A 6,207-nucleotide genomic window follows, 5' to 3' on the forward strand; every position below is an offset into this window, starting at 1 on the left:
ACTCTCTCCAAAACAAGGCGCAGGCAACTGCGCCTTTTTTCCATCCAGAAAAGACAAGCACATGAGCAATCAAACCCGCGTCCGCAAAGCCGTGTTCCCAGTTGCAGGCCTGGGCACCCGTTTTCTGCCCGCCACCAAGGCTTCACCCAAGGAAATGCTGCCTGTGGTGGACAAGCCGCTGATCCAGTACGCCGTGGAAGAGGCGTACGAGGCAGGCATCCGCGACATGGTCTTTGTCACCGGCCGCAGCAAGCGGGCCATTGAAGACCATTTCGACACTTCGTACGAACTCGAGAACGAGCTGGAGAATGCCGGCAAGCAGGCCATGCTGGACCTGGTGCGCAGCGTCAGCCCTGCCGATATGAACTGCCTGTTCGTGCGCCAGCCCCGCTCCCTGGGCCTGGGCCATGCCGTTCTGTGCGCGCAACCCCTGGTCGGCAATGAACCCTTTGCCGTCATCCTGGCCGACGACCTGATGACCGGAGAGAATGGCGGCCCCGGCGTGATGGCACAGATGACGGCCGCTTTCCAGAAGCAGGGCCGCTCTCTGCTGGCCGTTCAGGAAGTTCCGCTCGAGCACACCAAGCGCTACGGCATCGTAAAGGGCGAGCCCGCAGGCGGCCCACTGATGCGCATCGACGAGATCGTGGAGAAGCCCGCTCCCGAGAAAGCGCCATCGCGCATGGGTGTGGCGGGCCGCTACGTGCTGACACCCGCCATCTTCGACGAGATCCGCAACCAGCCAAAGGGTGTGGGTGGCGAGATCCAGCTGACCGATGCCATCGAACGACTGATGGCTCATGAAGCCGTCTATGCCTTCCAGTATGCTGGCAAGCGCTATGACTGTGGCAGCAAGGAAGGCTTTCTGGAAGCCACGGTGGAGCTGGCGCTGCAGCACCCCGATGTGGGCGACAGCTTTCGCGAATACCTCAAGAACTTGAGCCTGTAAGCAAGATCGGCCAAAGCCGCTCTGATGACAAAAGGCCTGCGCTTGCAGGCCTTTTGTCCGTCCAATGCTCTCAGGCCGATTCAGCGCTCAGCGCCGACGCAGGATATGGATGAATTCATCACCGACCGTCTGCTGCTCGACCAGTTCATTGCCGGTCTGCTTGGCAAATGCCTGGAAGTCCCGTATCGAGCCGGTATCCGTGGCCACGACCTTGAGCAACTGACCGCTTTGCATGGCAGCCAGCGCTTTCTTGGCTTTGAGAATGGGCAGCGGACAGTTCAGGCCGCGGGTGTCAACTTCTTGGTCTACATGCATAGGGTGGATTCCTCGTCAGCGCCGATTGTAGAAAAACCGGGCGCTGGCAGTGCCAACGCGGTCTTTGCTCAATCCAGAGCCGGTGCCACCGTAAAGCGAGTGTCCTCGGCCCAGCGTCGCACAGGCCATTTGGCCGGATCAGGCTCCGGGTTCTGACCGGGACGGAAAGCGCCAAAGCGCGGCTCGAAGCCTTTTTGCTTGATCCACTCTGCCAGAGCGTAGCCCGTGCCTGCAGGCCAGCACAGCGACTCCTGGGCCGTCTGCCAGCGGTATTCCAGCAGCTCGGGCGAGAGCTTCACATCCTCGGGTCGGCCCTGCACGCGCACATGGTAGGCAATCAGCACCTGATTCATGCGCAGAAACTCCGAGCAGCACAGCAGACGCAGTGCCTTCACGCGCAGCCCCGTCTCTTCGAGAACCTCGCGACAGATACCGGCTTCTGGCGATTCACCGGCTTCCATAAAGCCCGTAATCAGGCCGAAAACGCCCTCTTGCCACAGTGCATTGCGCGCCAGCAGCACCCGGCCGTCATCACCCTCCACCACAGCCGCCAGCACCGGCGTGGGATTGCCCCAATGCGTGAACCCGCAACTCGGGCAACGCAGACGCTGCACCTCGCCGCTGTCCTCGCTGGCCACAATCCATTGCAGCTCAGTCGCGCAGTTGGAACAAAAGCGGACTTCATAAGCCATGAAGCTCTCCGTATTCTTGATATTGGTAGCACTCAGCGCTTGATGGATAAGCGCTGACTGTCATTTGGAGCTTTGATTGTCTTTTGCGCTATCACGCAAAAGACATTGCTCATGCCGGAAACACGCCTGTAGAGAGGTAGCGATCACCACGGTCGCACACTACAAACACGATGGTGGCGTTCTGCTCGCGTTTGGCAATTTCCTGGGCCACCCACAGTGCCCCGGCGGCCGAGATGCCCGCGAAGATGCCCTCTTCGCGCGCCATGCGGCGGGCCATGTCTTCGGCATCGTCCTGCGTCACATAGACCAGCTCGTCAACCAGCGAAGCGTCATAGATCTTGGGCAGATACTCCTCGGGCCACTTGCGGATGCCAGGAATGCGCGATCCCTCGGAAGGCTGAGCGCCGATGATCTTGATGTTCGGGTTCTTTTCCTTGAGGAACCTGGCCACGCCGGTAATGGTGCCGGTAGTACCCATGGCACTCACAAAGTGGGTGATCTCACCACCGGTCTGCTCCCATAGCTCCGGCCCTGTGGTTTCATAGTGGGCCCTGGGATTGTCGGGGTTGGCAAACTGATCCAGCAGCACACCCTTGCCCTGGGCCACCATCTGGTCGGCCAGATCGCGCGCATATTCCATGCCGCCGCTCTTGGGCGTCAGAATCAGTTCGGCGCCGTAAGCCTTCATGGTCTGTGCGCGTTCGATGGACAGGTCCTCGGGCATGATCAGAATCATGCGATAGCCCTTGATGGCTGCAGCCATGGCCAAGGCAATGCCGGTGTTGCCCGACGTTGCCTCGATCAGTGCGTCGCCCGGTTTGATCTCGCCGCGCTCTTCAGCACGCTGGATCATGGACAGCGCAGGCCGGTCCTTGACGGAGCCAGCCGGGTTGTTGCCTTCGAGCTTGCCCAGCACTACGTTTGCACGTTCACGGTTTGCATCTGCGCCGATGCGTTGCAATGCCACCAGCGGCGTGTGACCGATAGCATGTTCGATGGTCGAATAAGTTTTCATGTCCAATACTGTGCCATAATTCGCGTCTGCGCTAAGCGAAGCCCGGGTGGTGAAATTGGTAGACGCAGGGGACTCAAAATCCCCCGCCGCAAGGCGTGCCGGTTCGATTCCGGCCCCGGGCACCATATACAAAAAGCCGTTAAGTCTCAAAGACTTAACGGCTTTTTTCTTTGCCACAATGCTCCCCTCGGAATTTGCGATTTGGCGCATCTCAAAAAAACGATTAGCGCAAAAACCATGCGACGACATCCGAAAGCATGCCTGTGTCCTCCCGCTTGCATGGCGAGATGGCAGCTCTTGCTTTGGGCAGAGGCGCGGACCTCAAGCCCCAGCCAACAAGGCGTCAGTCGACCTGGCATCCCGCACGCCTCGTAATTTCCCGCATACAAAAAAATCACCCAAATACCGTGTATCCCGTGCATTAGCGCAGGTTCACGATATGCCGACCAGCTCGTAATTTGCACCCACGAAGCAGGCAGGCGCGGCGGGAACGTCATGTCCCTCCGAAGGGTAAAAGTAGATCAAAATACGCACGGAATACAAATCGTTCGTATTCGACAGCAATCTCAGAGCCACTCCTACATTGGACATAGCTATCAGAACTTAATACTTATTGCATTAATTAACGCTAGCTCATCCACCCAGCACACGAGCTCAAGAAACCATATGTCTACGGATAGCACGTCACGCTTCACAAAGAATGTCATCCCTATCGATGAGGTTCTGACACGGACTGGGTTATCAAGATCGATGCTCTACAAGCTGTTGCGCAAGGACAAGTTTCCTCATCCCACACCGATGAGCAACAGAGCCATTGGCTGGTTTGAAACGGATGTCGAAAGCTGGCTGCAGGCGAGCAAAGCAATCCGCCAAGCGAACCTGGTTCTACCTGTCGTCTACATGGCGGGAAAAATGGGGACAGATTTAGACAATGAGAACCCGGGCAGAGAGTTTTCCTGTTGGCGAATCTTCGACGTATCCAGATCCAAGGCACTTGGTGATCTAGGGATCGAGAATTCAGATACCGATGTGCTGATCGCGCCGCCGGAAGAAATGCTATTTCACGGAACTCGTACGAGGTTCATGTATTCTGGTCCGTGGAAAGCGAGAAATGGCAGCCATGGATACATGCATGGCGCGAACTCTTACTCTCCCTCCAACCCACAAAGCGCAGCCTATCGCGGAGCTCTTCAAGGCATCTCACGGGCCGACGTTGTTGTCGCCTATCTCGAAGATCTGGAGGCTTTTGGAACGCTGGTTGAGATCGGCTATGCAAGAGCGGGCAATAAGAGAGTGATCGTGATTACTGCTCCTGCCCTCAAGAAGCAGCGACGAGACCAAGACAGGGACCATGGCATTTGGTTCGCTATTCGGGCAGCTGATAGACACATCGAACTACCAGACCATCCTGGCTCCAGCCAGAGCGACCTCTGGCGATCAGCACATGCGCATGCAGCATCGGTCATTTCGGAGTGGTATCCCCATTCATTGACTCCCCTTCCTAGTGCCGCCGAATAGAGTGCAGTGGTCAGCTCAGATTTACTTCATAAGGAGGCAGCCTCACGATCTCCCGTCCCGCCCACTCGTTGAATGTCTCGAACAGCTATTGCAACAGGGCAACCTCATTCTTGTCACCGGCAATGAAGAGGCTGGCAAACGAATCCGCGCCATTCCTATGTGCGACATGCGCAACTTCGCAGCCGACCCATCCATGACATCGATGAAGCGTCAAAGCTGCTGGATCGCAGCCATGTGAAAGCAGCACGCAAGCTTTGTCCAACAAGGACCACATGCTTGAAAGTGACCAGGTAAAAGCTCCTTCCACCTCATGAAAGAAATTTCTCTATCAAGAAACCTGCAAAAAATATTTCAGACTCAAATATCATTTCAATATGAGATTTCAGACAGAGTATTTTTACATTTAAGACCTAGAACACAGTTAACAACAGTATTCAAATAATTCCCGTCAATATTGCACATCTGACGGCTTGCGCCCTGGTTCTTACTTGCATTTTTCCATAAATATTTTTTATATGCGTTGACACAGTCAAAGGGCTTATTTGCAAGTAGGACGCAACCTCGAGAGAGCTTTTTCCTTGTGCTATCAATTTTAATATTTCCACTTCTCTTTCAGTCAGAGACTCAAAGCTCTTGTGTTTGAAGATACTTTCCTCATGAAAATTGGCCTTGAATATTTTTGGAATGATTTTCTTCGCCACTACTGGAGATATAGCGGCTCCACCATTCGCAACTTCCAGCACAGCTTGCGAGTAGCTTCCAAACCATGAGTTCTTCACTAGGTACCCAACAGCGCCTCTTTTAAGAGCATTCATGGCCGCGTCGTCGTTTTCACTTGCAGAAATTGCAATGCTCAGCACGTCAGGCCTCTTTAGCTGGATCGATTCCAGCAACTCGGTTCCTTGGCCTTCACCAAGAGACAGGTCAATGAGGAGCACATCGAACTCTTGCAAAAAGATGTTCTTACGAGCATCTCTGTAACTGGAGGCCTGCCCTACCAGAAGAGTGCGCGGGTCACGCATGAGCTCCTGCGAGATCACATTCCTGACATGGCTGTCTTCGTCAACCAGAAAGACTCGCACAGGCTGGTTCTGCTGACCCTTCATGTCGGACGGCCACATGCGCCCAAAGACAGTAGATGTGACTTCTGCACTGCCTGCATCATCAAACCGTGAGCTCATAAATGCGTCGGATAGATACATGTGACACTCCATTTGATGAGTCGATTTCTTGGGAATCTCGCGAAAAAATAGAATTCCTCCCATTGAAAATCCACAAAAAACAAATAAAGAAAAATAAGGTTTAAATTTTTACAAATTAATACTTGAATACAAGGTATTAACTTAATCTCATCACAAAAATAGATGTAAACCCTTTATTTTTGAAACAATGGACATATAAAATAAAAAGAAATATAGATTACATTTTTTAGCATTGTAAGAATTTTCCAACAAGCACTATTCTTTCAATAGCACATCATCCACAAGCCACAACAAATCAATCATTTTTTTCATCATTTTAAATTCTTCAAAAAATATCTTTGAATGGGGTATTACTGTTTCTCCGTCGTTTTCTGAAACTGCCCTCACCGAAAGCAGTTTTGGAACGTAACAAAGCACTCCAGAACTTGTTGACGGTTAACACTGGCCTTTGCGAACCAGCATCGGTCTCTCGCTCACACACTCTCAGTTGTCTGGGAACTCGCTATTCAAAGGAAT

General features: G+C 53.5%; 6 protein-coding genes and 1 tRNA gene. 3 read left to right on the forward strand and 4 right to left on the reverse strand.

The window, feature by feature from the left end; all coding sequences use genetic code 11:
- The first annotated feature begins 61 nt into the window (after window positions 1-61).
- Window positions 62-949, forward strand: coding sequence for a UTP--glucose-1-phosphate uridylyltransferase GalU (gene galU, locus AAIL67_RS18815; protein WP_034352895.1), 888 nt, complete (start codon window positions 62-64; stop codon window positions 947-949).
- Between the two features lie 87 nt (window positions 950-1,036).
- Here the strand turns inward: galU and AAIL67_RS18820 are convergent, their stop codons facing one another.
- The 3 genes from AAIL67_RS18820 to cysM form a co-directional block, all read right to left on the reverse strand.
- Window positions 1,037-1,264 carry a sulfurtransferase TusA family protein gene (locus AAIL67_RS18820; RefSeq protein ID WP_003052800.1) on the reverse strand — a complete coding sequence of 76 codons (228 nt, stop codon included), beginning with the start codon at window positions 1,262-1,264 and terminating at the stop codon, window positions 1,037-1,039.
- Window positions 1,265-1,332: 68 nt separating this feature from the next.
- The gene (locus AAIL67_RS18825) at window positions 1,333-1,956 is read right to left on the reverse strand and encodes an NUDIX domain-containing protein (RefSeq protein ID WP_003069116.1); all 624 of its coding nucleotides are present in this window, start codon (window positions 1,954-1,956) and stop codon (window positions 1,333-1,335) included.
- Window positions 1,957-2,065: 109 nt separating this feature from the next.
- Window positions 2,066-2,971: a cysteine synthase CysM gene (gene cysM / locus AAIL67_RS18830; protein ID WP_003069113.1), complete on the reverse strand. Its 906-nt coding sequence runs from the start codon at window positions 2,969-2,971 to the stop codon at window positions 2,066-2,068.
- Between the two features lie 40 nt (window positions 2,972-3,011).
- Here cysM and AAIL67_RS18835 point away from each other — a divergent pair.
- Together AAIL67_RS18835 and AAIL67_RS18840 are read left to right on the forward strand one after the other, a co-directional pair.
- Window positions 3,012-3,096, forward strand: a tRNA-Leu gene (locus AAIL67_RS18835).
- Between the two features lie 541 nt (window positions 3,097-3,637).
- Complete coding sequence (locus AAIL67_RS18840) at window positions 3,638-4,489, forward strand: AlpA family phage regulatory protein (protein WP_224648609.1); 852 nt, start codon at window positions 3,638-3,640, stop codon at window positions 4,487-4,489.
- Between the two features lie 434 nt (window positions 4,490-4,923).
- On the opposite strand, the gene AAIL67_RS18845 is transcribed toward AAIL67_RS18840, so the two are convergent.
- Window positions 4,924-5,691, reverse strand: coding sequence for a response regulator transcription factor (locus AAIL67_RS18845; RefSeq protein WP_063664033.1), 768 nt, complete (start codon window positions 5,689-5,691; stop codon window positions 4,924-4,926).
- Between the last annotated feature and the right edge of the window lie 516 nt (window positions 5,692-6,207).

This window comes from Comamonas sp. A7-5, from assembly GCF_039581385.1.
GTDB classification, from domain to species: Bacteria; Pseudomonadota; Gammaproteobacteria; order Burkholderiales; family Burkholderiaceae_C; genus Comamonas; species Comamonas thiooxydans.

Coding starts and splice junctions, on each gene's coding strand:
- AAIL67_RS18845 (WP_063664033.1), bottom strand. CDS start 5,691: ATGTATCTATCCGACGCATTTATGAGCTCACGGTTTGATGATGCAGGC.
- AAIL67_RS18840 (WP_224648609.1), top strand. CDS start 3,638: ATGTCTACGGATAGCACGTCACGCTTCACAAAGAATGTCATCCCTATC.
- cysM (WP_003069113.1), bottom strand. CDS start 2,971: ATGAAAACTTATTCGACCATCGAACATGCTATCGGTCACACGCCGCTG.
- AAIL67_RS18820 (WP_003052800.1), bottom strand. CDS start 1,264: ATGCATGTAGACCAAGAAGTTGACACCCGCGGCCTGAACTGTCCGCTG.
- AAIL67_RS18825 (WP_003069116.1), bottom strand. CDS start 1,956: ATGGCTTATGAAGTCCGCTTTTGTTCCAACTGCGCGACTGAGCTGCAA.
- galU (WP_034352895.1), top strand. CDS start 62: ATGAGCAATCAAACCCGCGTCCGCAAAGCCGTGTTCCCAGTTGCAGGC.